Raw genomic sequence first — 1,768 nt, 5'->3', positions numbered from 1 at the left:
TCTGGTTGCAGAAATTCTAAAATCTCGGACTTGCAACCTTCAAGCAAATACTGAGATTTAAGATAATTGTAACTCATCCAACCAGTCGAGACCCGACACTTATGCTATTATTTCACTGTATGAGGCTAATCGGCAACGTCAAATCGTGGATGGCGCCATGGAGGCTAAAACACAAACCATTCCCAACGGCATAGATTTGCCCAAATTTGCTGCCCAACGGTATAAAAGACCCAATAAGCTCATTAATGTGGCGTGTTTAATTGGAAGGGTTGTGCCTATTAAGGATATTAAGACCTTCATTCGTGCCATGCGCCTTGTTGTCAATCGTATTCCTGACGCTGAAGGCTGGATTGCAGGACCAGAGGAGGAAGACAAAGCTTACGCACAAGAGTGTCGGCAGTTGGTGCAATCGCTTGGTCTTACCGATCGAGTAAAGTTTTTAGGCTTCCAAAAAATTGATCAGTTATTACCTCAGGTGGGCATCACCGTTTTAAGCTCTATTTCCGAGGCTTTGCCACTGGTTATCTTGGAGGGTTATGCCGTAGGCGTTCCTACAGTAACAACCGATGTTGGCTCTTGTCGGCAGTTGGTTTATGGTTACAGCGAAGAAGATAAATTGCTCGGTGCGGCGGGGTGTGTGGTGAAGATTGCCGATCCAGAAGCCATGTCACAGGCTATTTGCAGTTTGTTAACCGATGAAATAGCATGGAAAAGTGCCAGTCGAGCAGCCATTGCTCGAGTTGAGAAATACTACACACAAACGCTGATGTTTGATTTGTATCAACAACGTTACAACGAAGGTTTAACATGGCAGGAATAGGTTTTGAACTCAAAAAACTGCTAAAGAAAAAGAGCTATGCTGGCTTACTGCAAACCTATGCCTATGCGGGTATCATTAGTTCTGGTCCTTGGGTTTTATCCATTATTGGGATTCTGGTTGTTGGCATTATTAGTGTTGGCGTTGTGGTGCCCAATATTTTAGTGAGTCAATTCCAGGTTACGGTTACTTATCTGATTGCATTTTCCTTAATCTATACTGGCCTTTCTCAGCTTATGTACACTCGTTACATTGCCGATAGATTGTTTGAAGATAGGGAAGACTTAGTTGTTCCCACATTAAATGGCTTATTGTTGGTTACGATTGCGTCTGGTGGCTTGATTGTTGGTGCTATTTCCTATTGGTTTTTTCCCGATCAAAGCCTTGTTTATCGATTTTTGATTGTTATTGGGTTTTGTGTAATATCTAGTATTTGGATAACTGCCATTTTACTTTCTGGCCTAAAACAATATATGCAAATTTTTTGGTCTTTTTTTGTTGGCTATAGTTTAGTTGTTGTGTTATCTTTCTGGTTGCGTTCTTATGGCCTAGAGGGGTTGCTGGCTGGCTTCATTATTGGTCATATGTTGTTGCTTATTCTCATGCTATTTCATGTTTATCGTAGTTTTCTAAAGGCAACCTGTGTTAGTTTTGCTTTCTTTGATCATACAAAAATCTATCTAAGTCTGCTTGTTTCTGGATTTTTGTTTAATTTGGGCTTGTGGGTAGACAAATTTATGTTCTGGTTTAATTCAGATACTGGACAACAAGTTATTGGTCCTTTGCATGCATCAGTTATTTATGACTTTCCTATATTTTTAGCTTATTTGGCCATTATTCCAGGTATGGCTGTATTTTTGGTAAGAATTGAAACCGACTTTGCTGACTATTATGATCGCTTCTTTACGGCTGTCCGAGAAGGTGCGACTTTAGAGCATATAGAGGTAATGC

General features: G+C 40.6%; 1 protein-coding gene and 1 pseudogene. Both read left to right on the top strand.

The window, feature by feature from the left end; translation table 11 throughout:
• Positions 1-106: 106 nt before the first annotated feature.
• A pseudogene (gene pelF, locus B7Y67_RS17065) lies at positions 107-820 on the top strand (GT4 family glycosyltransferase PelF); the annotation flags it as partial.
• Positions 808-1,768, top strand: a 961-nt coding sequence (gene pelG / locus B7Y67_RS17060; RefSeq protein ID WP_293599652.1) for an exopolysaccharide Pel transporter PelG, incomplete at its 3' end; no start/stop codon positions are given. The pseudogene pelF and the gene pelG, both read left to right, overlap by 13 nt.

This window comes from Polynucleobacter sp. 35-46-11 (assembly GCF_002281105.1).
The sequence above is the reverse complement of the archived record's forward strand: the minus strand, read 5'-3'. Positions and strand labels throughout refer to the sequence as shown.